Origin of the sequence: Cobetia sp. MMG027 (assembly GCF_027947415.1) — a bacterium.
Taxonomy (GTDB): Bacteria; Pseudomonadota; Gammaproteobacteria; order Pseudomonadales; family Halomonadaceae; genus Cobetia; species Cobetia marina.
In genome coordinates this window covers 37,367-60,481 of record NZ_JAQJIO010000014.1, presented here as the reverse complement: position 1 = coordinate 60,481, position 23,115 = coordinate 37,367, and the positions used below count along the sequence as shown (strand labels likewise).

Annotated in this window: 24 protein-coding genes; 20 read left to right on the top strand and 4 right to left on the bottom strand. The window is 61.7% G+C overall.

Annotation, left to right across the window (positions count from 1 at the left end; translation table 11 throughout):
- A partial coding sequence (locus tag PJK54_RS16960) for a BapA/Bap/LapF family prefix-like domain-containing protein (protein ID WP_271303424.1) occupies positions 1-537 on the bottom strand: 537 nt, incomplete at its 3' end.
- Between the two features lie 608 nt (positions 538-1,145).
- On the opposite strand from PJK54_RS16960, the gene PJK54_RS16955 reads away from it, so the two are divergent.
- The 15 genes from PJK54_RS16955 to zigA all read left to right on the top strand — a co-directional run bounded on the left by PJK54_RS16955 (position 1,146) and on the right by zigA (position 15,594).
- Complete coding sequence (locus PJK54_RS16955) at positions 1,146-1,577, top strand: helix-turn-helix domain-containing protein (RefSeq protein WP_271303423.1); 432 nt, start codon at positions 1,146-1,148, stop codon at positions 1,575-1,577.
- Between the two features lie 372 nt (positions 1,578-1,949).
- On the top strand, positions 1,950-3,224 hold the full coding sequence (gene urtA / locus PJK54_RS16950; protein WP_084208274.1) for an urea ABC transporter substrate-binding protein: 1,275 nt from the start codon (positions 1,950-1,952) through the stop codon (positions 3,222-3,224).
- A gap of 134 nt (positions 3,225-3,358) precedes the next feature.
- The gene (gene urtB / locus PJK54_RS16945; RefSeq protein ID WP_442870691.1) at positions 3,359-5,011 is read left to right on the top strand and encodes an urea ABC transporter permease subunit UrtB; all 1,653 of its coding nucleotides are present in this window, start codon (positions 3,359-3,361) and stop codon (positions 5,009-5,011) included.
- 3 nt (positions 5,012-5,014) lie between these two features.
- Positions 5,015-6,184, top strand: a complete 1,170-nt coding sequence (gene urtC, locus PJK54_RS16940) for an urea ABC transporter permease subunit UrtC (protein ID WP_271303422.1) — start codon at positions 5,015-5,017, stop codon at positions 6,182-6,184.
- The gene (gene urtD / locus PJK54_RS16935) at positions 6,181-7,008 is read left to right on the top strand and encodes an urea ABC transporter ATP-binding protein UrtD (RefSeq protein ID WP_271303421.1); all 828 of its coding nucleotides are present in this window, start codon (positions 6,181-6,183) and stop codon (positions 7,006-7,008) included. The genes urtC and urtD overlap by 4 nt, the downstream gene beginning before the upstream one ends.
- Positions 7,009-7,100: 92 nt before the next feature.
- Positions 7,101-7,853: an urea ABC transporter ATP-binding subunit UrtE gene (gene urtE / locus PJK54_RS16930; RefSeq protein WP_200020000.1), complete on the top strand. Its 753-nt coding sequence runs from the start codon at positions 7,101-7,103 to the stop codon at positions 7,851-7,853.
- 11 nt (positions 7,854-7,864) lie between these two features.
- A complete protein-coding gene (locus tag PJK54_RS16925; RefSeq protein WP_271303420.1) occupies positions 7,865-8,761 on the top strand; it encodes an urease accessory protein UreD in 897 nt (298 codons plus the stop codon).
- A 42-nt stretch (positions 8,762-8,803) separates the two neighbouring features.
- A complete protein-coding gene (gene ureA, locus PJK54_RS16920) occupies positions 8,804-9,106 on the top strand; it encodes an urease subunit gamma (protein ID WP_024952521.1) in 303 nt (100 codons plus the stop codon).
- A gap of 11 nt (positions 9,107-9,117) precedes the next feature.
- Positions 9,118-9,447 (top strand): urease subunit beta, encoded by a 330-nt coding sequence (locus PJK54_RS16915; protein WP_054556303.1) that lies wholly within the window; start codon positions 9,118-9,120, stop codon positions 9,445-9,447.
- 102 nt (positions 9,448-9,549) lie between these two features.
- Positions 9,550-11,253: an urease subunit alpha gene (gene ureC / locus PJK54_RS16910; protein WP_141391992.1), complete on the top strand. Its 1,704-nt coding sequence runs from the start codon at positions 9,550-9,552 to the stop codon at positions 11,251-11,253.
- Between the two features lie 61 nt (positions 11,254-11,314).
- On the top strand, positions 11,315-11,938 hold the full coding sequence (locus tag PJK54_RS16905) for an urease accessory protein UreE (RefSeq protein WP_271303419.1): 624 nt from the start codon (positions 11,315-11,317) through the stop codon (positions 11,936-11,938).
- Positions 11,928-12,629, top strand: coding sequence for an urease accessory protein UreF (locus PJK54_RS16900; RefSeq protein WP_271303418.1), 702 nt, complete (start codon positions 11,928-11,930; stop codon positions 12,627-12,629). Before PJK54_RS16905 ends, PJK54_RS16900 begins: the two co-directional genes overlap by 11 nt.
- Positions 12,630-12,710: 81 nt before the next feature.
- Positions 12,711-13,349 (top strand): urease accessory protein UreG, encoded by a 639-nt coding sequence (ureG, locus tag PJK54_RS16895; protein ID WP_054556181.1) that lies wholly within the window; start codon positions 12,711-12,713, stop codon positions 13,347-13,349.
- Positions 13,350-13,453: 104 nt separating this feature from the next.
- Complete coding sequence (locus PJK54_RS16890; protein WP_271303417.1) at positions 13,454-14,038, top strand: HupE/UreJ family protein; 585 nt, start codon at positions 13,454-13,456, stop codon at positions 14,036-14,038.
- A 287-nt stretch (positions 14,039-14,325) separates the two neighbouring features.
- Positions 14,326-15,594, top strand: coding sequence for a zinc metallochaperone GTPase ZigA (gene zigA / locus PJK54_RS16885; protein ID WP_271303416.1), 1,269 nt, complete (start codon positions 14,326-14,328; stop codon positions 15,592-15,594).
- A 178-nt stretch (positions 15,595-15,772) separates the two neighbouring features.
- Here the strand turns inward: zigA and PJK54_RS16880 are convergent, their stop codons facing one another.
- The gene (locus PJK54_RS16880) at positions 15,773-16,672 is read right to left on the bottom strand and encodes an EamA family transporter (RefSeq protein ID WP_271303415.1); all 900 of its coding nucleotides are present in this window, start codon (positions 16,670-16,672) and stop codon (positions 15,773-15,775) included.
- Positions 16,673-16,775: 103 nt separating this feature from the next.
- On the opposite strand from PJK54_RS16880, the gene PJK54_RS16875 reads away from it, so the two are divergent.
- Positions 16,776-17,261, top strand: coding sequence for a MarR family winged helix-turn-helix transcriptional regulator (locus tag PJK54_RS16875; RefSeq protein ID WP_271303414.1), 486 nt, complete (start codon positions 16,776-16,778; stop codon positions 17,259-17,261).
- Positions 17,262-17,306: 45 nt separating this feature from the next.
- On the opposite strand, the gene PJK54_RS16870 is transcribed toward PJK54_RS16875, so the two are convergent.
- Both PJK54_RS16870 and PJK54_RS16865 read right to left on the bottom strand, forming a co-directional pair.
- Positions 17,307-18,146 (bottom strand): metal ABC transporter permease, encoded by an 840-nt coding sequence (locus PJK54_RS16870; RefSeq protein ID WP_271303413.1) that lies wholly within the window; start codon positions 18,144-18,146, stop codon positions 17,307-17,309.
- Positions 18,146-18,958 (bottom strand): ATP-binding cassette domain-containing protein, encoded by an 813-nt coding sequence (locus PJK54_RS16865; RefSeq protein ID WP_271303412.1) that lies wholly within the window; start codon positions 18,956-18,958, stop codon positions 18,146-18,148. The genes PJK54_RS16870 and PJK54_RS16865 overlap by 1 nt, the downstream gene beginning before the upstream one ends.
- 132 nt (positions 18,959-19,090) lie before the next feature.
- On the opposite strand from PJK54_RS16865, the gene PJK54_RS16860 reads away from it, so the two are divergent.
- From PJK54_RS16860 to PJK54_RS16845, 4 genes are all read left to right on the top strand, one after another.
- On the top strand, positions 19,091-20,164 hold the full coding sequence (locus PJK54_RS16860) for a zinc ABC transporter substrate-binding protein (RefSeq protein WP_271303411.1): 1,074 nt from the start codon (positions 19,091-19,093) through the stop codon (positions 20,162-20,164).
- A gap of 92 nt (positions 20,165-20,256) precedes the next feature.
- The gene (locus tag PJK54_RS16855) at positions 20,257-20,685 is read left to right on the top strand and encodes a DUF4440 domain-containing protein (RefSeq protein WP_136938543.1); all 429 of its coding nucleotides are present in this window, start codon (positions 20,257-20,259) and stop codon (positions 20,683-20,685) included.
- Positions 20,686-20,825: 140 nt separating this feature from the next.
- Positions 20,826-21,725: a GTP cyclohydrolase FolE2 gene (gene folE2, locus PJK54_RS16850; protein WP_271303410.1), complete on the top strand. Its 900-nt coding sequence runs from the start codon at positions 20,826-20,828 to the stop codon at positions 21,723-21,725.
- Between the two features lie 414 nt (positions 21,726-22,139).
- Positions 22,140-23,114: a TRAP transporter substrate-binding protein gene (locus tag PJK54_RS16845; protein ID WP_200017207.1), complete on the top strand. Its 975-nt coding sequence runs from the start codon at positions 22,140-22,142 to the stop codon at positions 23,112-23,114.
- The last annotated feature ends 1 nt before the right edge of the window (position 23,115 follow it).

Below are 23,115 nucleotides of genomic sequence, written 5' to 3'. Positions count from 1 at the left end.
CGTGACAGGGTCCACGTCATCCACGATTGACACAATCTCGGGAGCATCCGGGGTATTGGACGGGCTGGGCGTATCATCATCCTGGCTACCACCACCTGAATTGGTGCCACCGATCATCAGGCCCGTAGCACCTATCACGCCGAGTGCCGCCAGAGTCGTTCCTGATGCGCCCAATGTTGTGGCCAGAAAAGCGGACTCAATCGTGTTTTCTACTGGTATGGCTTCGTAGGGGATATTGCCGGGAGACGTGCCGGCCATGTCGATGCGGTAGATATCGCCAGCGAAGTCATCATCCTGAAGATACAGGTGGCTTTCTTCCTGTGGATCGATATAGAAGCCGTCCAGGGTAATGACTTCACCATTCTGCAGTGTCAGGACAAGGTCATCACCCGAGCGAGACAGACCTGCGATTTCGTCGGGTGATATATCCAATGACACATCGGATGCTTCGTTGAGTCTGACTTCACGCACTTGACGAAGAACAGTGTCCTGTAAGGACAGACCGCTGTGTCCTGCGACCTTGGCATTGACCGGCATAGATGATTCTCCCTTGCAGTTTTTCTTTTTGATTCCTTTGTTAGGGGGGATCTTAAATATTGATCTGCGTCAAATCTACTGAGGGTTATCGCAGTTATTGCACAAAGCTATAGGGTGAGGATCATTTGTTCAGGAGCGATTGTTTATCTATCGTTTAATGAGTAGTAGGTTTTATTTTTCTATTGCCTCGTGTTTGTAATGTTGAGAATCTCGTGTCGCAAAATGTCGCGATAATGTATATATTTTTTCATAATGTATCTTTTTGGTAACTGGTTTTGTCTTTTGTGTTTCCTTCATTCGATTTTTGATGAATTGGCTAGTGATCATTTTTGGCCAAAAGCATGAGATGCGTAGTACTTGAAGATTAATCTTGCTGCCCTACAGTTAAACGATAATAAAACGTTTTACAGATATTTACACCTTGTATAGCCTGTGGCTGGTGCCTGTTGGGTATTATCCATGTCCAACTGTTCCGTCGAGGTGGCGACACAGTGAAGAGGAAAGACAGAGGTTTATGGGTTAGTAGAATCCAAAAATAGATACTGTTCTGCCATATGGTGATAGGTGGTAAATGGCATGAGTCTTATGCTGAAAGGAGAATTTCATCAATGCTGAGTCAGTATGAAAGAACTTGTCTTGAGGCGTTCAGGAATACCCATAGAGGTAAGCAGAAGGCATTGAGAGCCACGGCACTTCTACTTGTGGATGAGGGCATCAGTGCCAAGGTGGTGGCAATTCGATTGGGGGTGACAAAAGAATCGATTGTCAATTGGATTGATAGGTGGAAAGTGACTCGGTGGACGATGTTGGAGGACAGGCCCAGACCTGGTCGTCCTCCAAAATTCTCTGCAGTAGATAGAGCTGCGATAAAGCATCTGCTTGAGAGATACTCAGGAGATCTCTGCAAGGTGCAGTTCTACTTCGAGGTTGAGCATGGTAAATCCATCAGCCTGGTGACATTGCGAAAATACCGAAAGGAAATCCATCAGCGCTTGCCACCTCCTTCAGAAACGTTTCAGGGTAGTCATCCTGAGGGATGAGTCCGAGAAGATCATGGTCTTCTCGGGCATGCTGCCACTGTCTGAGAAGCCTGTTACACCTCCTGTTCCCTCTAGTGACCTTCTTGCATAACCATTCTAGAGAATGGTCATTCACTCGCCTCGAGTGGCTTTGGTATTCCTTGTTGACTCTGCATTGTCGTGGATCGGCCTATTTTGGTGCGGTGTGCTTGGCGTGCCGCATGATTATGCACTGTACTGGTGCGCTCTTTGCGCGCCCGATTCCTGACACCCTGTTTCCCTCCATCAGTTCGCCCCTGCTTATGACTGGCACATCAATTGCACTACCTCAGTCGGGATAACAAGTACAACAAGATACGAGGGAATGTCGTGAACAAGAAAATTGCTGCCGCAATGCTGTCCGCCTGTGTCGGTTTCTCGCTGGCCAATGTCGCCCAGGCGGAAGAGGGACCGATCAAGGTCGGCATCCTGCATTCACTGTCCGGCACCATGGCGATCAGTGAATCGACACTGAAAGACACCATGTTGATGCTGATCGAGAAGCAGAACGAGAAGGGTGGGTTGCTTGGACGCAAGCTGGAGCCCGTCGTGGTCGATCCGGCCTCCAACTGGCCGCTGTTCGCCGAGAAGGCGCGTGAACTGCTGGCGCAGGACAAGGTTGACGTGATCTTCGGCAACTGGACGTCCGTCTCGCGCAAGTCGGTGCTGCCGGTGGTCGAGGAGCTCAACGGCCTGCTGTTCTATCCGGTGCAGTATGAGGGCGAGGAGTCCTCGGAGAATGTTTTCTATACCGGGGCGGCGCCCAATCAGCAGGCGATTCCGGCAGTGGATTATCTGATGAACGATGTGGGCGTGGAGCGCTGGGTGCTGGCAGGCACGGACTATGTCTATCCGCGTACCACCAACAAGATTCTGGCCGCCTACCTCAAGTCTCACGGTGTGGCCGACGAGGATGTGATGGTCAATTACACGCCCTTCGGTCATTCCAACTGGCAGTCCATCGTCTCGGACATCAAGTCCTTCGGCAGCGCGGGCAAGAAGACCGCCGTGGTGTCCACCATCAACGGCGATGCCAACGTGCCGTTCTATCGTGAGCTGGCCAACCAGGGCATCGATGCCGAGGACATTCCGGTGGTGGCCTTCTCGGTGGGCGAGCAGGAGCTCTCGGGCATCGATACCGCACCGTTGGTCGGGCATCTCGCGGCCTGGAACTACTTCATGAGCGTGGACAGCGACACCAACTACGACTTCATCGATGAGTGGATCGCCTACACCGGCAAGGAAGATGCGGTCACCAATGACCCGATGGAAGCCCACTACATCGGCTTCAACATGTGGATGGAAGCCGCTCGCAAGGCGGGCAGTGTCGAGGTCGATGCGGTCAAGGACGCCATCATCGGCGTATCCGTCCCCAACCTGACCGGCGGCTACGCCACCATGATGCCCAACCATCACATCACCAAACCGGTGCTGATCGGCGAGATCCAGGACAACGGCCAGTTCTCCGTCGTCTGGCAGACCCCCTCCACCGTGGCAGGCGATGCCTGGTCGGACTATCTGGAAGGTTCCAAGGACCTGATCAGTGACTGGCGCAAACCGATGGAGTGCGGCAACTACAACGTCGTGACCCATTCCTGTGGGGCTCAACAGAACGTCGCCACGCAATGAGGCGTAGCACGTTCTGAGAGTGAGGCGGCGCGCATGTGAACCTGCGTGCCGCCTCGCTGAGTGTCGGCTCCGAGGTCGCGACGCCCTCGGAGACTGATGACGCCTTCGCGCGTTCACCATGGATGGCCTTCTTGATGTCTATCTCCGTTGCAATGATGTTCCGCTGGTGCTGGCAGAGGATGCTGCTGATCTGTCTTCTGTCCTTCCCCCTGTTTGCCGCTGCCCAGTCCGAATCCGCGACTGGGCAGTCAGCGCGTCTGTCTGACAGCGCTGCCCAGACCTTGCTGACCCGACTTGCCGAGGCGCGCAATCCCGCCAAGCCCACCGTGATCGATGAGATCGCCGTGAGCGGCGATGAGCGCGCGCGTGGCTGGCTGGAAGCCTTCTCCTCAAGCAAGCTGGCTCGCCTCAAGAGCGGCGAGCGTTTCCTGATCATCGACAACAATCGCGGCCGCGAATGGGCCGTTTCCGACGCCCTGTCCGGCGACTCCGCCGGCAAGGTCTCGCGACGTGAACTCGAGACACTGCGCAGCAACAACTCGCTGCGCGGTCACATCGATGGCGTGCTGTCGATGATCGACCTGTCGTCCCCGGAGGCCGAGGTCCGGCTCACGGCGGCGCGCGGCCTGCGCGGCAGTGTCGATGAGACCATGGCCGAGCGGCTGCCGAGCCTGATCGAGCAGGAAGCCGATGCTGATATCCGCGCCACCCTGGCGGAGGCGCTCGCCATCCAGCAGCTGGAAGCCGATGGCGACCCTGCGGCGCTGGAGACGCTGTCCGGCAGCCTGAATGCCGCCGCGATCGCCGCCATCAATGGTGCCGCGGCCAGTGATGACCCGCAGCTGGCCAAGGCCGCCCGGGTAGCACTGGCCGGTATCGAGCAGAAGCTCAAGCTCAACAGCGGGCTCGAGACGCTCTACTTCGGCCTCTCGCTGGGCTCGGTACTGGTGCTGGCTGCCATCGGGCTTGCCATCACCTTCGGTGTCATGGGCGTGATCAACATGGCGCATGGCGAACTGATCATGCTGGGCGCCTACACCACCTGGGGCATGCAGCAGCTGCTGCCCGGGCAGCCGGGACTGGCACTGCTGCTTTCCATTCCCGCAGGCTTTCTGGTCGCGGCGGCGGTGGGCGTCATCATCGAGCGCAGCGTCATCCAGCACCTCAAGGGGCGTCCGCTGGAGACCTTGCTGGCCACCTTCGGCATCAGCCTGATCCTGCAGCAGCTGGTGCGTACCACCATCTCACCCCTGAATCGCATCGTGGTCACGCCGGAGTGGATGAGCGGCTCGCTGATGATCAATGAGGCGCTGTCATTGACGCTCAATCGCCTCTACATCATCGGCTTCGCGCTGTTCGTGTTCGCCGGGCTAATGCTGATCATGCGCCGCACCCGTCTCGGGCTCGAGGTGCGGGCGGTGACCCAAAACCGTGCCATGGCGCGCTCGATGGGCATCAAGGCGACGCGTGTCGACATCATGACCTTCGCACTCGGCTCCGGCGTTGCCGGCCTTGCCGGTGTCGCGCTCTCGCAGATCACCAACGTCGGGCCGAACCTGGGCCAGAACTACATTATCGACTCCTTCATGGTGGTGGTGTTCGGCGGGGTCGGCAATCTGTGGGGCACGCTGGTGGCCGGCATGTCGCTGGGACTGCTCAATCAGTTCCTCGAGCCCTGGGCGGGTGCGGTCCTCGCCAAGATCGTGGTGCTGGTGTTCATCATCCTGTTCATTCAAAAGCGCCCGCGGGGACTCTTCCCGCAGAAGGGCCGCGCCGCGGAGGGTTGATCCATGCCTGATTCACGTTCCTGGCTGGCGCGCCCCTTCACGGAGCGCTCCACCCAGATATTCCTGGCAGTCCTGACACTGTCGGTACTCGCGGTCACGCTGCTGCATGTGCTGCTGCCCGAGAGTAATCCGCTGCATGTCAGCACCTTCACCGTCACCTTGCTGGGCAAGTACCTGTGCTATGCGCTGCTGGCGGTGGCGGTGGATCTCGTCTGGGGCTACCTGGGCATCCTCAGCCTGGGCCACGGCGCCTTCTTCGCGCTGGGCGGTTACGCCATGGGCATGTACCTGATGCGCCAGGTGGGCGACCGCGGCGTGTATGGCAATCCGGAACTGCCGGACTTCATGGTCTTCCTCAACTGGCAGGAGCTGCCGTGGTTCTGGCAGGGCTTTGACATGCCGGCCTTCGCCTTCCTGATGGTGCTGCTGGCACCGGGGCTGCTGGCGCTGGTGTTCGGCTTCCTGGCTTTCCGCTCCCGCGTCACCGGTGTCTATCTCTCCATCATTACCCAGGCGCTGACCTTCGCCTTGATGCTGGCGTTCTTCCGCAACGAGATGGGCTTTGGCGGCAACAACGGCCTGACTGACTTCAAGGACATGCTGGGCTTCGATCTGCGCACGGATGCCATGCGCGTCGCGCTGTTCATCGCCAGTGGTGTGGCGCTGGGACTCGGTTATCTGCTGTGTCGCGGCATCGTCGGCTCCAAGCTCGGGCGCGTGAGCATCGCCTGTCGCGACGCCGAGGCACGCACGCGCTTTCTGGGCTATCGCGTCGAACGTGTCCAGCTGTTCATCTTCGTGGTCTCAGCGATGCTGGCCGGAGTGGCGGGAGCGCTGTATGTGCCGCAGGTCGGCATCATCAATCCCGGCGAGTTCTCGCCGCTGTTCTCCATCGAGGTGGTGGTGTGGGTGGCGCTCGGCGGCCGCGCGACGCTCTACGGCGCCGTGCTGGGCGCGCTGATCGTCAATTACGCCAAGACGGTGTTCACCGGCATCATGCCGGACGCCTGGCTGTTCGCTCTCGGCGGTCTGTTCGTGCTGGTCACCGTGCTGTTGCCCAAGGGCATCGCCGGCCTGTTCGCCCAGCGTGGCTGGGGTAGGCGCTCGTCGTCCAGGGCGAAGATTGATCCGACGAACGCGACTCGTCCCACCGAGCAGGAGGCCACTGCATGAGCCTGTTGAAAGAGATGGCCACGCGGGATCGCGTGTTCGACTTCCTGACCCCACGCGTCTCGCCGGTGGATGTGACCCACGGGCCGATCCTCTATCTGGAGGATGTCAGTGTCAGCTTCGATGGCTTCAAGGCGATCAACGACCTCAATCTGACCATCGACGATGGCGAGCTGCGCTGCATCATCGGCCCCAACGGCGCGGGCAAGACCACGATGATGGACATCATCACCGGCAAGACGCGCCCCGACAGTGGCTCGGTGTGGTTCGGCAGCCGACACGATCTGCTGCACATGAGTGAGCCCGAGATCGCCACCCTGGGCATCGGTCGCAAGTTCCAGAAGCCCACCGTCTTCGAGGCGCTCAGCGTGTTCGAGAATCTCGAACTCGCGATGGCCACCGACAAGCGCATCTTCCCGACCCTGACCGCGCGCATGACCGGCGAGACTCGGGATCGGATCGAGGAAGTGCTGCAGACGATTCATCTCAAGGATTGGCATGCGCGCGAGGCGGGCATCCTGTCCCACGGCCAGAAGCAGTGGCTGGAGATCGGCATGCTGTTGATGCAGAAACCGCGTCTGCTGCTGGTCGATGAGCCGGTGGCCGGCATGACCGAGCAGGAGATGGAACGCACCGCGGAGCTGCTGACCAGCCTGGCGGGACGCCAGTCGGTGGTGGTGGTCGAGCATGACATGGGCTTCGTGCGCTCCATCGCGCGCAAGGTCACGGTGCTGCATCAGGGCTCGGTACTGGCGGAAGGCAGCATGGATGAGGTATCGAGCGACCCCAAGGTCGTCGAGGTCTACCTGGGAGAGAGTGACGGATGACGCAAGCGCAGATGACCGATACCCCGATGTCCCCCGCATCGCCGACCCGTGACGCGGAGACGAATGATGCGGCGACGAATGACGTGGCGCCGCTGCTGAGCATCGAGTCGCTCAATCAGTTCTACGGCGAGAGTCATACGCTGTGGGATCTCACGCTGGAGATTCCCGCCGGCCAATGCACCTGCGTGATGGGCCGCAACGGTGTCGGCAAGACCACCTTGATGAAATGCATCATGGGCGAGGAGAGTGTCCGTGACGGCAAGCTCCTGTACCGCGCCGAGGGCGAGGGCGGTAGTGGTGAGAACATCAGTGGCGATGCCAGTGGCCACGAGCCCCTTGATCTGACACGCCGCAAGCTCGAGGAGCGTGCCCGCCTGGGCGTCGGCTATGTCCCCCAGGGGCGTCAGATCTTCCCGATGATGACGGTGGAAGAGAACCTGCGCACCGGGCTGGCCGTACGTCGTGATGGACTGCGCCAGATTCCCGAGCGCATCTATGAGTTGTTTCCCGTGCTCAAGGAGATGCGTCACCGGCGCGGGGGCGACCTGTCCGGCGGCCAGCAGCAACAGCTCGCCATCGGCCGCGCGCTGGTGATCGAGCCGCGGCTGCTGATCCTCGATGAGCCCGGCGAAGGCATCCAGCCCAATATCGTCGCCCAGATAGGCGAGGTCATTCGGCGCCTGATCAAGGAAGACGGCCTGACGGTGCTGCTGGTCGAGCAGAAGCTGCCCTTCGCGCGCAAGTACGCCGATCGCTTCGTGATCATGGATCGCGGCCGGCGGGTGGCCGAAGGCGAGATCGCGGCGCTGTCCGATGAACTGATCAAGCAGCACCTGACCGTATGACCATCCAGCGCATGATTTCCGCAGACGGCGCGACGGATGTCGCGTCCGGCCATCGCTTCGATGATCAGCGTCAGTGGCAGGCCTCGCTGGCGCTGCGCTTCGAGACCGACACCCGCGATGGCGCAGGCCCCATCACGCGTCTGACGCGTCGTCGCCACCACGGCCCGCTGCGCGTGCAGCGCCCCTTCTACCCTGAGGGCCGCCACGGCTGCTGCCATGTCTATCTGCTGCACCCTCCCGGCGGGCTGGTCAGTGGTGATGCGCTGCATATCACGGCAGAGGTCGAGCAGGGCGCGCAGGTGCTGTTGACCACGCCGGCGGCGGCCAAGCTCTACAAGGCGGATCGCAATGGCGTGGCCTGGGGCCAGCATACGCACCTCAAGGTCGCCGACGGCGCCACCCTGGAATGGCTGCCTCAGGAAACGCTGGCCTTCAATGGCTCGCGCGGCGAGCAGACCACCACTCTCGAGCTTGAGGGCAATGCTCGCTGTCTGGGCTGGGAAGTGCTGGCACTCGGCCGGCCCGTCGGTGAGCTGCCCTTCGTCAGCGGCCATCTGGAACAACGCTTCCGCCTGACGCGTGACGGCAAGCCAGTGTGGATCGAGCGCCAGTCGCTGGACCCGCTGCATCCGCGCTTCACGGGGCGCTGGGGACAGGGCGGCTGCAGTGTCCAGGCCACGCTGTGGGCGGTCGGGCTTGCAGATGAGGCGGCGGCCATCGAGGCCCTGCGCGAGGCGATGCCTGCCTCTCCGCGATGGGCGGTGACACGCCGCGAGGGCGTGCTGCTGCTGCGCTATCTCGGCCATGAACGCAACGAGGCCTGGGCACTGTGCCAGCAGGCATGGCAGATCCTGCGCCCGATGATGACGGGGCTTGAGGCACAGGTGCCGCGTATCTGGCTGACCTGACCTCGAGAGCCCCCACGCAATGACAACCACAAGAGCCACGACATGGAACTGACGCCAAGAGACAAGGACAAGCTGTTGCTGTTTACCGCAGCGCTGCTGGCCGAGCGCCGCAAGGCCAAGGGCCTCAAGCTCAACTATCCGGAATCCATCGCGTTGATCAGCGCCGAGATTCTGGAAGGCGCACGCGAAGGATTGAGTGTGGCTGAGCTGATGGGGCGCGGGGCAGAGGTGCTGACCCGTGATGACGTGATGGAAGGCATCGCCGAGATGATTCCCGAGGTGCAGGTCGAGGCGACCTTCCCGGATGGCACCAAGCTGGTGACCGTTCACAACCCCATCGTGTGAGGTGAGCAATGATGATTCCCGGTGAATATCAGGTGGCGGACGGCGAGATCTCTCTCTGCGAGGACCGCCTGCGCACCACGCTCTCGGTCGGCAATCGCGGCGACCGACCGATCCAGATCGGCTCGCACTATCACTTTGCCGAGGCCAATCCGGCGTTGGTGTTCGATCGCGAGGCCGCCCTCGGACAGCGCCTGGACATCGCCGCCGGAACGGCGATTCGCTTCGAGCCCGGGCAGACGCGTGACGTCACGCTGATTCCCTTCGCCGGCAGTCGCCACATCTATGGCTTCCGTGGCGAGGTGATGGGACAGCTCAAGGATGACGGCAGTGTCGAGCGCTGAGCGAGTGACAACCTTTCCGTCAAGGCGTCAGGCAATGGCGCCGACAGGCATTTACCTTGGAGCTCATTCAGAGACTGCGGCTCAGGGATCAAGAGGCAACCCATGAAGATAACGCGACAGGCCTATGCCGACATGTACGGCCCGACCACCGGTGACCGCGTACGTCTGGGCGACACGGCACTGTGGATCGAGGTGGAAAAGGACTTCACCCACTATGGCGAAGAGGTGAAGTTCGGCGGTGGCAAGGTGATTCGCGATGGCATGGGCCAGAGCCAGCGCGCTGATGAGAGCGTGATGGATACCGTGATCACCAATGCGCTGATTCTGGACTGGTGGGGCATCGTCAAGGCGGATGTCGGTCTCAAGGCCGGGCGCATCGCGGCCATCGGCAAGGCCGGCAATCCCGACACCCAGCCTGACGTGGATATCGTGATCGGCCCGGGCACCGAGATCATCGCCGGCGAGGGCAAGATCCTGACTGCCGGCGGTGTCGACCCGCATATCCACTTCATCTGCCCCCAGCAGGTGGAAGAGGCGCTGATGAGCGGCATCACCACCATGCTCGGCGGTGGGACGGGGCCGGCCACCGGCACCAATGCCACCACCTGTACGCCGGGGCCCTGGCATATCGGCAAGATGCTGCAGGCGGTGGACAGCCTGCCGATGAACATCGGCTTTCTCGGCAAGGGCAATGCCTCGTTGCCCGAGGGGCTGGAGCAGCAGATAGAGGCCGGCGTGATCGGCCTCAAGCTGCATGAGGACTGGGGCACATCGCCGGCCTCCATCGACAACTGTCTGACAGTCGCCGATGCCTACGACGTGCAGGTGGCGATCCATACCGACACCCTGAATGAATCAGGCTTCGTCGAGGATACGCTGGCGGCCTTCAAGGACCGTTGCATCCACACCTTCCACACCGAAGGCGCCGGGGGCGGCCATGCGCCGGACATCATCACCGCGTGTTCGCGGCCCAACGTGCTGCCGTCCTCCACCAACCCGACGCGTCCCTACACCGTAAACACGGTGGATGAGCATCTCGACATGCTGATGGTCTGCCACCACCTGGACCCGAGCATCCCCGAGGATGTGGCCTTCGCCGATTCGCGCATTCGCCGCGAGACCATCGCCGCCGAGGACATCCTGCATGATCTGGGTGTCATCTCGATGATGTCCTCGGATTCCCAGGCGATGGGCCGTGTGGGCGAGGTGATCTGCCGCACCTGGCAGACCGCGCACAAGATGCGCGAGCAGCGCGGCCTGCTGGCGGAGGATGCCGAGCGTGGCACCGACAACTTCCGTGCCCGCCGCTATATCGCCAAGTACACCATCAACTCGGCCATTACCCACGGTATCGCCCATGAGGTCGGCTCCATCGAGGTCGGCAAGCTGGCGGATCTGGTGCTGTGGTCACCGGCGTTCTTCGGCGTCAAACCGGCCTGCATTCTCAAGGGCGGCATGATCGCCGCCGCGCCGATGGGCGACCCGAATGCCTCGATTCCCACGCCGCAGCCAGTGCATTACCGCCCGATGTTCGGCGCCTTCGGCAAGGCGGCCAGCGCCACGCGCCTGACCTTCGTCTCTCAGGCGGCACTCAAGGCCGGTGTCGGCGAGGCCCTCGGACTCGACAGCCCGTTGTCCGCCTGTCGCGACGTACGCCAGGTGCGCAAGCGTGACATGAAACTCAACGATGCCTGCCCGGAGCTCAAGGTCGACCCCGAGACCTACGAAGTCTTCGCCGACGGTGAGCTTCTGACCTGTGAGCCTGCCACCGAGCTGCCCCTGGCCCAGCGCTATCACCTGTTCTGAAGACCTGTTCTGAGGGCCTGTTTCAAGTGCCTGTTCTGATTCCCTATTCGAGATTGACGCCATGATGGAACTGATACATCGCCTGCCAGACGCCAGTGGCTCAGGCGACCCAGCGAGCGCTCACACCGAGGCGGAGCCTCTGGATACCTTGACTCTGCCGCTGGAGCTGCGCATCCGCGGGCGGCTGCGTGCCACCACGGACGGCGGGCGCGAGGTCGGCCTGTTTCTGGATCGCGGACCGGTGCTGCGTGACGGCGATCGGCTGGCCTCGCGCGAGGGCGAGGTGATCTGCATCCGCGCCGCGGATGAGCCGGTAGTGACTGCCCACATCGCCGCCGGGCGTCCGATGGCGGCGCTCTGCTATCACCTGGGCAATCGCCATGTGCAGCTGGCGATCGGCATGCATACGCCTGACGCTGATGCTGAAGCCAAGGGCGAAACCGGCTGGGTGCGCTTCCCGCCGGACCACGTGCTGGAAGCGCTGGCCGAGCGCCTTGGCGCGACCCTCACTCATCACGAGGCGCCCTTTGATCCTGAGTCGGGCGCCTATGCCCAGGCGGGACAGGGGTCTCATTCTCACGATCATGGGCATGGGCATGGGCATGGGCATGGGCATGGGCATGGGCATGAGCACAGCCACGGTCATTCTCACAGCCACGCCCATGAGCACACGCATGAGCACTGATGCCATGGCGGGCCTGCCGGCTCAGGAGGACCTTGCACTGCTGGGGCTCCTGCAGCTGGTGAGTCCGGCCTTGCCCATCGGTGCCTTTGCCTGGTCCCAGGGGCTGGAAAGTGCCTTCGAACTGGGGTGGGTCACTCAGGAGCAGGAGCTTGGCGAGTGGATCGACGGCGTGCTGGAAGACGGGCTCGGCCGTTGCGAACTGCCGTTGCTGGTGCGCCTGCAGCAGGCATGGGCCGAGGAGGATGCGGCGGCGCTCAATGAGTGGGATGGCTGGCTCAAGGCGACACGCGAAACCGCCGAACTCAGCGATGAGGACGCGCGTCTCGGGGCGGCGTTGCTGCGCCTGCTCAGAAGCCTCGCGCTTGAACCACCAGCGGCGCTGATGCCCGAGACACCGGGCTACGTCACGGTGTTCGCCTGGGTGGCGCACCAGCGTGGGGTGCCACTGCGCCAGACCTTGATCGGCTTCGCCTGGGCCTGGCTGGAAAACCAGCTGGCGGTGGCCTGCAAGGCCATGCCGCTTGGGCACACCGCCGCGCAGCGCCTGACCGAGCAGTTGCGACCCCGCGTAGTGGAGGTCGTCGCACAGGCGCTTGAGCGCCCGGATGCAGCGCTTGGCCCGATACTGCCGGGGCTGGCACTCGCCTCCGCCCAGCACGAAACCCAATATTCCCGTCTGTTCAGGAGTTGAGTGAACGCCGCCTGTCCTGAGGCGGCGGCGCCTGAACCGACCGACACGAACGCCTGATATCTCACGAGAAAGGAAGCTGTCATGAAGCATTGTCTACGCGTAGGAGTGGGTGGGCCGGTAGGCTCCGGCAAGACGGCGCTGTTGCGTCAGCTGTGTCTGGCCCTGCGCGATCACTACGACATCGGGGTGGTCACCAATGACATCTACACCCGCGAAGATGCCGATTTCCTGCTGCGCCATGAAGCACTGGAGGCGGACCGCATTCTCGGCGTCGAGACCGGCGGCTGTCCGCATACCGCGATCCGCGAAGACGCCTCGATGAATCTGGCGGCCATCGATGATCTCCAGGCCCGCCATCCGAACATGGAGCTGGTGCTGGTGGAATCCGGCGGTGACAACCTGTCCGCGACCTTCAGCCCCGAACTTTCCGATCTCACGCTCTATGTGATCGACGTCTCGGCAGGCGACAAGATTCCGCGCAAGGGCGGGCCGGGCATCACCAAGTCCGACCTTCTGATCATCAACAAGATCGACATCGCCGAGCAGGTGCATGCCTCGCTTGAGGTGATGGACCGCGACTCGCGCAAGATGCGTGGCGAGCGGCCCTTCGTGTTCGCCAACCTGTATGACGGCGTCGGCCTGGAAGAGATCATCGCCTTCATACTGGATCGCGGCATGCTGCCTGAGCGCCGCCCGGAAAAGCTGGCCGCACAGGCCTGACGGCGCAGCGTTTTCTGCCGCTTGCCAGGAATCCATTGTCTCCCGGTAGTCGACACATGACGGATATCGGGTGAATTTATCATCATCTTGTTCAGGAATGACACATGAAGCGTTCTCACTCCGCACTGCTGGCCACCTCACTGTTGCTGGTGGCGACCTCGGCCTCCGCACACCCCGGCCATGATGCCCAGGGACTGATGGCCGGCCTGACGCATCCCTTCACCGGGCTGGATCACCTGCTGGCCATGCTGGCCATCGGCATCTGGAGTGCACGCCAGTCACGGGCCTTGAGAGTCGGTACGCCGCTGCTGATGGCCTTCGGCATGCTGGCGGGGGCCGGTATTGCGCTTCTAAGCGGTGGACAGGCGCTGCATGCGCTGATCGCGGAGCAGGGCATCCTGCTCTCGGTGCTGGTGTCCGGTGCTCTGGTGGCATTGCTGCTGCGTCTGCCGACTTTGGCTGGCGCCGTCATGGTGGCCGGCTTCATGGCCTTCCACGGCTTCGCCCACGCGCTGGAAATGCCGGCGGCTGGCAGTGCCATGGGTTACATGGCGGGCTTCGTGGTCGCGACACTGGCCCTGGCGTTGCTGGGCCGTGCAGTGGGTCAGCGCCTGATGAGCGTGCCAACCATCGCGTCTCGTTTGGTGGGCGGGGCAGTGATGGCCTCTGCCGTGATGATGGCAGTCTGATCGTCACCTGACATTCTGCTCACGACGAGAAACGCCCCGCTGGCTTGCCAGCGGGGCGTTTTCTTTCTTTCTGATGCTGATGAGACAAGGAGGTGGGGCGCTTCATCAGAAAATGGCTGACGGAAGATTATGTTATAACGTATCATTTACCGCATCTGATGATCGAGAAACCAGCGGTCCCCCACGTCCAGGCACTCACCTGTCCCTCGCCCTGACCCTGCGCCGGCAAGAATGCCTCCAGGCGAAAGCGACGTGGCCAAGACCCTATCCTATCGAGGTACCGCCTGATGACTTCCCCCCGAGTGTCTCCAACGCAATCCCCGTCTCAAGCCCTGTCGCGGCCCCTGCCACAATCCCTGCCAGTCACTGTGCTGTCCGGTTTTCTGGGCGCCGGCAAGACGACGCTGCTCAATCACATCCTGGCCAACCGCGAAGGGCGGCGGGTGGCGGTGATCGTGAATGACATGAGCGAGGTCAATATCGACGCCGCCATGGTGCGTGGCGCGCCCGGCACAGGCAGCGAGGTAGCGCTCAATCGCGCCGAGGAGCAGCTGGTGGAGATGAGCAATGGCTGCATCTGCTGCACGCTGCGCGAGGACCTGCTCATCGAGGTCCGCCGGCTGGCCGAGGAGGGGCGCTTCGACTGCCTGGTGATCGAGTCCACCGGCATTTCCGAGCCACTGCCGGTGGCGGAAACCTTCACCTTCGAGGATGAGGATGGCCAGTGCCTCTCCGATGTCGCGCGCCTCGACACCATGGTCACCGTCGTGGATGGCGCCAATTTCCTTGCTCAGTATCGCGAGGCGCAGTCACTGGCCGACGCCGGGGAAAGCCTCGGCGAGGACGATGAGCGCAATGTCGCCGACCTGCTGGTTGACCAGATCGAGTTCTGCGATGTGCTGCTGATCAGCAAGACGGACATGATCGAGGCAACCCAGCTGGATGAGCTGTCGGCCGTGCTGCGCTCGCTCAACCCGGAGGCCGAGATTCTGCCCATGGCGCAGGGCGCCGTGCCGCTTTCCAAGGTGCTGGATACCGGTCGCTTCAGTTTCGATCGAGCGCAGCAGGCACCGGGCTGGCTGAAGGAGATGCGCGGCGAGCACGTGCCGGAGACCGAGGAGTACGGCATCTCGAGCTTCTCCTACCATGCGCGCGTACCGTTCCATCCCGAGAAATTCCACCAGCTGCTCCACGGTGACTGGTTCGGTGGCAAGCTGCTGCGCTCCAAGGGCTTCTTCTGGCTGGCCACGCGCCCGCAGTTCGCGGGGCAGTGGAACCAGGCCGGTGGCATCGCCCACTATGGGTTCGGTGGCATGTTCTGGAAGGCGGTACCGAAGGTCGAATGGCCCGAAGACCCCGAGTACCTGGCGTCGATCCAGGAAAAATGGCAAGAGCCCTTCGGCGACATGCGCCAGGAGCTGGTGTTCATCGGTCAGAACCTGGAGGAAGACCGTATCCGCCAGGCGCTGGATGAGTGTCTGCTCGATGACGCCACGCTGCTGGCAGGCAAGGAAGCCTGGCGTATTCTGCCGGACCCGTTTCCCGCCTGGGAATGAGCGATAGCACCTGAGTCCCTGATCTGCTGGCACTCACCAAACCACCCCACTGATCCGCGATCAGTGGGGTGTTCTTTTTCTACGTTCATTGCTTGATGCACCTGCTCTTCGTTCCTTGAAGAGATGACTTTCCCGTTCAAGACAGACTGTCTATGCACGTGGGATTTTCCCTGTTGTGTCATCGAGTCAATTCATGACGGCTTGGCTGAGTGCTACGTCGCTTGAGCGATACCCAGAGGGGGCATGTCAGGGCAGAAGCGATGCAGAGAGTGCCAAGCCATTGAAGGGAGCCGAATGACTCGCCCATCAATAGAAAACCCAACACAGTTGCCGTCAGCGGGCTGAGCATTCCCAGCAGTGATGCGGAAAAGGCGGGCAGTCGCTGGACGCCGGCAAACCAGAGGCCATAGCCGAGCACGCCACCCGGCAGGATCAGGTAGCCATAGCCCAGCAGATGTTGCGGCTCGAGGGTGGTCGGAATACCTTCCGACCAGGCGGCCAAAGGCAGCAACAACAGTCCACCGAAGATCAATTGCCAGCCCGTCAGGCTCAATTGACTGACGTCGGGCGGACGTTGCCAGCGCTTGCTGAGTACGATGCCGGCGGCCATCGACACAGCACCGAGCATTGCGACTCCGACCCCTGTCATGTCCAGTCCACCTTGGCCGGGATTGAGCAGCATCACCACTCCGACCATGCCCAGTCCACACTGCATTGCGGCTGTCATGTTGAAGTCTGTCCCTAGCCACCAGCGACTCAACAGTAGAACCCACACCGACTGACTTGCCAGCAGCAAGGCGGCCATGCTGCCGGGGATGCGGTATGCCGCGGCAAATAGGCAGGTAAAGAAGAGTCCGATATTGAGGGTGCCCAGTACCATGGCCCTCACCCACCACCCTCCCGACAAGGTCTGTCGAGTCCAGAGCAGAATCAGTATTCCCGCGGGAAGGGCGCGAATGGTGGCTGCGGTGAATGGCGTGTCGGCAGGGAGAAGGGTCTGTGTCACCAGGTAAGTACTCCCCCATATGATCGGGGCTGTAGCGGTCATGGCGAGAACCTTCAGGTGTGAAGATGGCATGCTTGTCTCTCCTAGAAGTATCTTTTTAAAAAGATAAATGTAAGAGTACTCGCAAAACCGCCGACGTCAAAGTATCTTTTGGGAAAGATAACTGGGAGGTTTCATGATGTTGGATACCGTGGATCGCATTCTTGCGCAGTGGGAGGAAGCTCGTCCCGATCTGGATTGCCGGCCGATGGGCATTTTCGGGCGTATCAGCCGGGCAGGTCGTGTGTTTGGCTCGAGGATGGAGCAGGTATTCGAGAAGGAGGGCCTATCGACTATCGAGTTTGACATCCTGGCGACGCTGCGACGTTCACAGGTGCCCTTGACCCCGACTCAGCTGTATCAGACGTTGATGCTCTCTTCCGGTGCCATGAGCACGCGGATAGATCAGCTGGTGAAGCGAGGGTTGTTGCAACGCCAGGCCAGTGATGAGGATCGGCGCAGCAATCGCGTCGCGCTGACGGAAGCAGGGCGTCGTCTGATCGACACCACTCTGGAAGCGCATGTCGAGAATCAGCACCGGATGGCGAGTGCGCTGGACAGCGATGAGCAACATCAGCTTGCCTGTCTGCTGCGCAAGCTAATGACTGATGAAGAACGCTAGCTATCATGCCGCACTCATCGGGCCTCTGTAGGGGCATGCACCAGGTCAACCTCGAGTAGAAGTCTCGCTGCCGGTCTGAGAAACGAGGCGTGAGATGCGTGCCGCTGCAGTGCTCAGGGCAAACAGCAGGGTCGCGAGGCACACGATGGTGGGGCCGGTGGGCGTATCCAGCCAGTAGGCTGCCTGCAGACCGCCCGTGGTGGAAATCCCGCCGATGATGGCAGCGGTAACCGCCATGAGTTCTGGGGTGTGGCAGAAGCGGCGTGCCGTGGCCGCTGGAATGATCAGCAGCGCGGTGATCAGAAGCGCCCCGACCACCTTCAGGGCGACCGCGACCACCACGGCCAGCGACAGTGTCAGCACCAGCTGCTCGCGTCGCGGGTTGATGCCGCTGGCGCGCGCCAGGTCTTCATTGAGTGTCGCAGTGAGCAGGGCTGACCAGCGCCAGCGAAGCAGCCCGAGGACCAGCAGGCCGCCAGTGGCGATGATCGCAAGATCCGTCTTGCTGACGGCCAGGATATCGCCGAACAGATAGGCCATCAGGTCGATCCGTACGCCAGGCAGGAAGGACACGGCGACCAACCCGAAGGCGAGCGCGGAGTGCGCCATGACGCCAAGAAGGGTGTCCATGGCATAGCCGCGTCCGCTCAGCAGGGTCACCAATGTTGCCATAATCAGTGAGACGGCGAGCACGCCTGCCAGTATCGAGGTGGACATCAACAGTGACAGCGCCACCCCGAGAATCGCGGCGTGGGCCGTGGCATCACCGAAATAGGCCATGCGCCGCCAGACGACGAAACAGCCCAGGGGCGCTGCCGCAAGCGCCACGGCAATGCCTGCCAGAGCGGCGCGGACCATGAAGTCGTCCATGAGGGCGTCAAGCATCAGTACAATCTCTCGGTGATCGGTGTCGCGGGTGTCGTGAGGGGCTGTGCAGGCGGCACCCTGTCATCCATCGGCGGCGCCGTGTGGCTGTGGTGATGACTGTGTCGATGGCTGTGTCGATGGTCATGTCGGTAGAAGGCGAGGGCGTCAGCGGTATCGAGTCCGAACAGATCCTGATAGGCCGGTGAGGCCATGACGCGCTCTGGCGTGCCCTGGCAGCAGACGTGCCCATGCAGGCAGACGACGCGGTCGGAGGCGCGCATCACCACATGCAGTTCGTGGCTGACCATCAGCACTCCGCAGCCGAGGGTGTGACGGACACGGTCGATCTGACGATAGAAATCCGCGATGCCACGATGATCCAGGCCTTGGGTCGCCTCATCCAGCAGCAGGAGATCAGGCGAATCCAGCAGTGCACGAGCCAGCAGAATTCGCTGGAACTGACCACCGGAGAGACTGGCGATCTGCTGAACCTCGGCACCGGGAATGCCGGCCTGCAGGAGGGCATGCGCCACGGCATCCAGCGAGTGTCGATTTGGCAGGTTCAGGAAGCGTTCCACCGTCATCGGCAGCGTCGGGTCAAGGCTCAGACGTTGAGGGACATAGCCGATCTTGAGTCCCGGCTCTCGTTGTATCCGACCGTGCGACGGAGCAATGGACCCGATGATGCTGCGAAGCAGCGTGGACTTGCCCGACCCATTGGGGCCTACGAGGGTGACGATTTCACCGCGTTCCACCTGTAGCTCGATCTCCTCGAGAATGCGGTGCTTGCCGAGGGTGACGCAGAGGTTCTCGATCGATAACAGCGGCATGGGGAGCGGGCCCTTGAAGAATGACAACGTTGACGGTTCAGTGATCGTAAGTGTTATGTTATAACATATTGAGTCGAGACGGTAGCGTCTCCGAACTTCCTTCCGTGTCATCGCATCTTCTGGAGAACCGTCATGCGCAATCGGTTGCTGCCTTTCCTCTCGCTGCCAGTGTTGATGCTGCCCGCCGTGGCCATGGCGGAAGTGCCATCCGTCGCAGTAGACATCCCGCCGGTGCATTCACTGGTCTCGCGCGTCATGGGGGAGCTGGGAAGTCCCGAGCTTGTCATCCAGCCCGGCGCCTCGCCGCATGGCTATTCCATGCGGATCTCGGAGGCCAGGTCACTGGCCGACGCGGATATCGTGTTCTTCGTCAGTGATGAGCTGACGCCCTGGCTTGCCAAGGCGCGTGCGTCGCTGGCCGCGGATGCCGACACCCTCGAGCTGATGGAAGTGCCCGGCACCCTTCATCTGCGCTATCGCGAGGGCGCCACCTTCGAAGCGCATCATCATGATGACGAGGCATCTTCCGAACATGATGAAGTGCATGGCGATCACGAAGAGCATCACAATGGTGATCATGAAGAGCACGGTGACCATGACGAGCATCATGATGGCGGTCACGAAGCCCATGCGGAGCACGACGAGCATCACGACGGCCATGACGAGCACCATGAGCATGCCCACGCTGGCATGAACCCGCATGGCTGGCTGGACCCGATGAATGCGCGTCTCTGGCTGGCGGCGATCGCGGAATCGCTGGCAGCGCAGGACCCGGAGCATGCTGCGACCTATCGCAGGAATGCCCAGACGGGCCAGCGGGAGCTCGACGCCATGACAGAGTCACTGTCAGCGCGTCTGGCACAGGTGCAGGGCACTCGCTACATCGTCTTCCATGATGCCTACCAGTACTTCGAGCACCGCTTCGATGCTCCCGCGTCCGGTGCCATCTCACTGGGCGATGCCTCCACGCCCAGCCCGGCGCGCGTCAAGGAGATCCAGGCGCGCGTGGCGCGGGACAACATCCAGTGCGTCTTCCGTGAGCCACAGTACAACCCGGCGTTGATCGAGAGTGTCTTCGAGGGGACCGGCGTCAAGACCTCCATCGTCTTCGAGCCGCTGGGGGTCGGGCTGCCGCTGGGCGAGACACTCTATCCGCAGCTGATCGAGCGTTTGGGGCAGGGCATCCTGCAGTGTGCCGACGCCTGAGCGATCACGTGACACCAGGACAGGGAGGCCGGCAGATTCCCGTCTTTCCTTCCATATCCTCAAGAGCACCATCCTCAAGGGAGAGCCACTGCATGCCCCATCCGACGTCCCCTCCATTGACGGAACGTGACGCTGAATTCTGCATCAATGCCGCAACGCGCACGCTCGAACGCTGGGCGATCGCCGTCACGCGTGGGGAAAAGGAAACGCTTCTCTCGCTGTATGCCGAGGACGCGATTCTGGTGCCGACGGTCGCCGATGATGTGCGTGAGAATCGCCAGCAACGGCAGGCCTATTTCGATGGTTTTCTCGCCAATGAGGCGCTGGCCTGCGAGCTGGGTGAGTACTCGCCACGAGTCAGTCGCAAGCTGGGCACCGTGGTGATCGGCGGGCATTACACCTTCGAGTATCGCGTCGCTGACGAGACGGTCACGATTCCGGCCCGCTTTCTGTTCACCTTCGAGGAGATCCTCGGCGAGTGGAAGATCACCGGTCATCACTCCTCGCGACTGGCGGGATGATCCTGCGCTGACGGCGAGCCGTCAGCGCTCTGTTCTTCACCTCTCCTGACACTCCCCCACACTTCGGCTGAGCTCAGTGTCTGCCTCCCACCGGCGTGAGGGAGGCGGCACTGATGAGAGCCGCTCTGGATATCTGACGAATGACCGCAATACTCCCCGACGTTTCCCTGACCGAGCGCTCCCGTTCCCTGAGCCCCCTTGAGTGGGTGGGCATGCAGGGGATCGATCTGCCCGTGCTCATCGAGGAGGGCGATTACCGCCGTGAATTGCATGCCCGCGTGGATGCGCAGGTCGACCTCCCGATGCCGCACACCAAGGGCATTCACATGTCGCGCCTCTACCGTCTGCTGGATGGGCTGGCGGAGGGCAAGGCGCTGACCCCCGGCAGTCTGCGGGATGTGCTCGCTGCAATGGTCGAAAGTCATCATGACTGCGCCTCGCGCAATGCCCGCGTGAAGATGGCGTTCGCACTGCTGGTGAAGCGTCCGGCGCTAGTCACGCCGGCACTCTACGGATGGAAGTCGTATCCCGTCACGCTGGAGGCCAGTCTGCACGAGGGCAGGTTCACGCTGCAGGCCAGTGTCACGGTGGGCTATTCCTCCACCTGTCCCTGCTCGGCGGCCCTGTCGCGTCAGCTGATCGAGCAGGCGTTTCTGGAGGCTCACCGCAATGATGCCGCGCTGACGCCTGAGCAGGTCGCCGAGTGGCTCACCCACCATGCCACCCTGGCCACACCCCACAGCCAGCGCAGTGAAGCGATTGTCCGGGTCACCCTCAAGCCTGAGGCCGAGGATCTGGGACTGATCGCGCTGATCGATGCCATCGAGCAGGCCGTAGCGACGCCCGTCCAGACGGCCGTGAAACGTGCCGATGAGCAGGCGTTTGCGGCACTCAATGGTCAGAATCTGATGTTCGTCGAAGACGCGGCGCGCCGCTTGATCAATGGCCTGGCGGTCTCACAGGGTGAGGCGCATGTCCATGTGCGGCATATCGAGAGCCTTCACCCCCATGATGCCGTGGCCTGGGGAGGCGGTGCGTAAGCCCCCCCCTGCGCCATGGTGAGTGCCAGCTCATGGCCCCGCTGAAGAGACATCGAGGTTGATGTCCTGATCTGTCCAGGCCCTGCCGGCGATGCCGGTGGGGCCTTCGCGTCTGGAGCACCGCCATCAGGCATCATGTGGTTTGCAAAGCAGGCCAGATGTTATGGTGTAGAGCGATATATTGCGTATTTGTCTAGACAAAGGTCTATTTCTGCGCCAATTGGATTGACCCTTGAGTCGGAAGGCGTCTAAGTTCTGCTCTATCTGGTATGGTTTGCAGTCCACTTGAGGAAGGCGGCTCTTGCGCGTGAAGCGCTCGAAGCTCCGTCGCCAGCACACGCTCACCGTCCTCAAGCGTCATGCCAGACGCGATACGTCCATACCCATAATCAGAACAATCAAAGGGATTCGACAATGAAGCGAGTCATGCTTGCCGCCACGCTGTTAGCCGCCGCCTTGGGTACCACGACCGCGCATGCCGAGAAGATCGTGTTTGCCATCGGGGGAAGTCCCAACAGTCTGCAGGGCCAGACCGCGCAGTACTTCGCCGATAGCCTGCAAGCCCGGCTCGGCGATGAGCATCAGGTCGAGTACTACCACAGTGGGCAGCTGGGGGATGAGCGTCAGCTGATCCAGAAGCTGCGCCTGGGTACGGTCGACCTGGCCGCGATTTCCTCGGTGATGTCGTCCGTGTCACCAAGCTTCGCCCTGTTCGACATGCCGTTCATGGTCAAGGACCGTGAACACCTCAAGCGCATCGATGATGCGATCGTGATGACGGATCTGGCCGAGGATGCCAAGTCCAAGGGCCTCAAGCTGGTCTCCACCTGGGAGAACGGCTTCCGTCAGATCACCAACAACGAGCATCCGATCGTTGCGCCAGAAGACCTGGACGGGCTGAAGCTGCGTACCCCACAGAGCGAATGGCGGACCGGCATGTTCAACGCCTGGGGCGCCAACCCGACGCCGATGGCCTTCTCGGAAGTCTTCGTGGCGCTGCAGACCGGGGTCGTCGATGGTCAGGAGAACCCGCTGTCCAACATCGATGGCGCCAAGTTCCAGGAGGTGCAGAAGTACCTGTCACTCTCCAATCATGTCTATTCGCCCATCTGGTTGACCAGCAGTCAGGCTGGCTGGCACAAGATGCCCGAGGACGTGAAGGCAGCGATTGCCGAAGTCTCCGCCGAGACCCAGAGCTGGGCCTTCGCCAAGGGTGCGGAGCTTGATGACAAGCTTCTGGCAAGCCTCAAGGCGGGTGGCATGGCCGTCAACGAGGTGGACCGGGATGCCTTCGTCACTTCAAGTGCGCCGGTCTATCAGGCGTTCTCCGACAAGGTCGATGGCGGCCAGGCGCTGGTTGACCGGGCCATGGCACTGGCCGAGGAGTAAG

Excerpts from the sequence above, each read along its gene's own strand:
- folE2 (WP_271303410.1), top strand. The coding sequence starts at position 20,826 with ATGACCGCAATACTCCCCGACGTTTCCCTGACCGAGCGCTCCCGTTCC.
- urtC (WP_271303422.1), top strand. The coding sequence starts at position 5,015 with ATGCCTGATTCACGTTCCTGGCTGGCGCGCCCCTTCACGGAGCGCTCC.
- ureG (WP_054556181.1), top strand. The coding sequence starts at position 12,711 with ATGAAGCATTGTCTACGCGTAGGAGTGGGTGGGCCGGTAGGCTCCGGC.
- PJK54_RS16870 (WP_271303413.1), bottom strand. The coding sequence starts at position 18,146 with ATGCTTGACGCCCTCATGGACGACTTCATGGTCCGCGCCGCTCTGGCA.
- PJK54_RS16875 (WP_271303414.1), top strand. The coding sequence starts at position 16,776 with ATGATGTTGGATACCGTGGATCGCATTCTTGCGCAGTGGGAGGAAGCT.
- PJK54_RS16845 (WP_200017207.1), top strand. The coding sequence starts at position 22,140 with ATGAAGCGAGTCATGCTTGCCGCCACGCTGTTAGCCGCCGCCTTGGGT.
- PJK54_RS16880 (WP_271303415.1), bottom strand. The coding sequence starts at position 16,672 with ATGCCATCTTCACACCTGAAGGTTCTCGCCATGACCGCTACAGCCCCG.
- PJK54_RS16855 (WP_136938543.1), top strand. The coding sequence starts at position 20,257 with ATGCCCCATCCGACGTCCCCTCCATTGACGGAACGTGACGCTGAATTC.
- PJK54_RS16865 (WP_271303412.1), bottom strand. The coding sequence starts at position 18,958 with ATGCCGCTGTTATCGATCGAGAACCTCTGCGTCACCCTCGGCAAGCAC.
- PJK54_RS16925 (WP_271303420.1), top strand. The coding sequence starts at position 7,865 with ATGATTTCCGCAGACGGCGCGACGGATGTCGCGTCCGGCCATCGCTTC.
- PJK54_RS16890 (WP_271303417.1), top strand. The coding sequence starts at position 13,454 with ATGAAGCGTTCTCACTCCGCACTGCTGGCCACCTCACTGTTGCTGGTG.
- ureA (WP_024952521.1), top strand. The coding sequence starts at position 8,804 with ATGGAACTGACGCCAAGAGACAAGGACAAGCTGTTGCTGTTTACCGCA.
- PJK54_RS16955 (WP_271303423.1), top strand. The coding sequence starts at position 1,146 with ATGCTGAGTCAGTATGAAAGAACTTGTCTTGAGGCGTTCAGGAATACC.
- urtD (WP_271303421.1), top strand. The coding sequence starts at position 6,181 with ATGAGCCTGTTGAAAGAGATGGCCACGCGGGATCGCGTGTTCGACTTC.
- PJK54_RS16900 (WP_271303418.1), top strand. The coding sequence starts at position 11,928 with ATGAGCACTGATGCCATGGCGGGCCTGCCGGCTCAGGAGGACCTTGCA.
- PJK54_RS16860 (WP_271303411.1), top strand. The coding sequence starts at position 19,091 with ATGCGCAATCGGTTGCTGCCTTTCCTCTCGCTGCCAGTGTTGATGCTG.
- zigA (WP_271303416.1), top strand. The coding sequence starts at position 14,326 with ATGACTTCCCCCCGAGTGTCTCCAACGCAATCCCCGTCTCAAGCCCTG.
- PJK54_RS16905 (WP_271303419.1), top strand. The coding sequence starts at position 11,315 with ATGATGGAACTGATACATCGCCTGCCAGACGCCAGTGGCTCAGGCGAC.
- ureC (WP_141391992.1), top strand. The coding sequence starts at position 9,550 with ATGAAGATAACGCGACAGGCCTATGCCGACATGTACGGCCCGACCACC.
- PJK54_RS16915 (WP_054556303.1), top strand. The coding sequence starts at position 9,118 with ATGATTCCCGGTGAATATCAGGTGGCGGACGGCGAGATCTCTCTCTGC.
- urtB (WP_442870691.1), top strand. The coding sequence starts at position 3,359 with ATGTCTATCTCCGTTGCAATGATGTTCCGCTGGTGCTGGCAGAGGATG.
- urtA (WP_084208274.1), top strand. The coding sequence starts at position 1,950 with ATGCTGTCCGCCTGTGTCGGTTTCTCGCTGGCCAATGTCGCCCAGGCG.